This is a genomic window from Rheinheimera baltica DSM 14885, assembly GCF_000425345.1.
Classification (GTDB): Bacteria; Pseudomonadota; Gammaproteobacteria; order Enterobacterales; family Alteromonadaceae; genus Alishewanella; species Alishewanella baltica.
This window is the reverse complement of sequence record NZ_AUDG01000125.1, coordinates 1-1,499: the sequence shown is the minus strand read 5'-3', so window position 1 is coordinate 1,499 and position 1,499 is coordinate 1. Positions and strand designations below refer to the sequence as shown.

Sequence of the window (1,499 nt, the reverse complement as noted above, 5' to 3'; positions counted from 1 at the left end):
TGATGGGTTGTCATGGTTAGTTTTTGGCGAAAGTAATTGTACCAGCCCATCATGCTGTCTAATAATCCATCTCGAAAGATCAACAAGCCCTAATGCATCTTTATCATCTTTGGTGTAGCGTAAACCGGCCGTTACTGACCATTTTTCGTCAATATCATAGGTACCCTGAGCATAAAGCGCGGTGCTGTCACCATTGCTACAGCCGCCCACTTCACGCGTCAGGCCAGGTGTGCCAAATGCCCCTCGACCCAACACACCCAGTATGGCGTCGAATACACCACAAGAGTCGGCAGTGTAGTAGTAAGCGCCAGACACCATTTTAAAGCCGTCGGTCTGGTAGTTAAGCTGGAACTCCTGGGTAAACTGCTCGTCATCATAAATGGCGGGGACATCAAAGATATCCAATGAGGTATTGTCAAAATCAATGTTGGTTTTAGAGTAACTTTCACGCTGAGAGGTAATCGACTTAAACGTCCAGTTGTCGTTGATGTCCCAATTAATGGTCAGACCTACCCCTTCAGTGTCTACCGTATTCCAGGTAGGCATACTGGTGTACGAATCATATACACTATCCGGAACAGGTGCATCGGTTAACAAGCTGGGTAATAAGCGGTAACCGCCTTTGGCGTTAGAATCGTCTTCGGTCTTATCGTAATTCAGCCGTATAAAAACAGCGTCGCTCGGCCGGTATTCCAAGGTAAAGCGGTAAGCCTGCAAGTCTTTGTTATAGTTCTCGCCATCTTGCCCCGCCAAGGCTGACGTTAAAAAGTTACCATAACCATCGCGTTGTAAGTTGGCATAACCAAAACCTAAATAAAGCTGATTATCGATTAGCGGTATTTGACCGGTCAGTTTTACGTCACCTTGTTTATAGGAACCGGCAGTAACGTTGACGGCAAACTCGGTATCTCCGCTCATTTCCTTGGTAACGTACTTAACAGCACCACCAATAGTGTTTTTACCATACAGCGTGCCTTGTGGGCCGCGTAGCACTTCAATACGCTCAACGTTTAATATATCCAGCACCGCACCTTGCGGCCGCGCCACATAAATATCGTCAACATAAATACCTACACCCGGCTCGTAACCCCATAGAGGGTCTTCCTGACCTACACCGCGAATAAAGGCGGTTAACGTAGAATTTGTGCCGCGACTTTGCTGCAAGGTGGTGTTTGGTGAGAATTGTTGAAGTTCAACCACGGTAGCAATACCGCGCTCGGCTAAGTCGGCTGCGCCAATTGAGGTTACGGCCACCGGAACTTCCTGCAGGTTTTCAATGGTACGACGGGCAGTAACTTCAATACGCTCCAGCTTGGCTTCTTCATCTGCACCTGGTGTACCGTCTTGCGCCAGAGCCATGCCAGCGAAGCTACTGCTGATCGCCAGCGCCAATAAACTGGGTTTGAGTCTGAGGGATCCCCACGAATTTAGCCCCCGCATTCAATGTTGTAACTCGTTGTATCTAGCAAGTGTTTGCAGTGGCGCAAGGTACTGCGCCA

At 48.5% G+C, this 1,499-nt stretch carries 1 protein-coding gene; it reads right to left on the bottom strand.

Annotated features, from left to right (window positions below; translation table 11 throughout):
* Positions 1 to 1,359 (bottom strand): TonB-dependent receptor (locus H595_RS23105; RefSeq protein ID WP_240474956.1); only part of this gene is annotated, 1,359 nt, incomplete at its 3' end.
* Positions 1,360 to 1,499 lie beyond the last annotated feature (140 nt).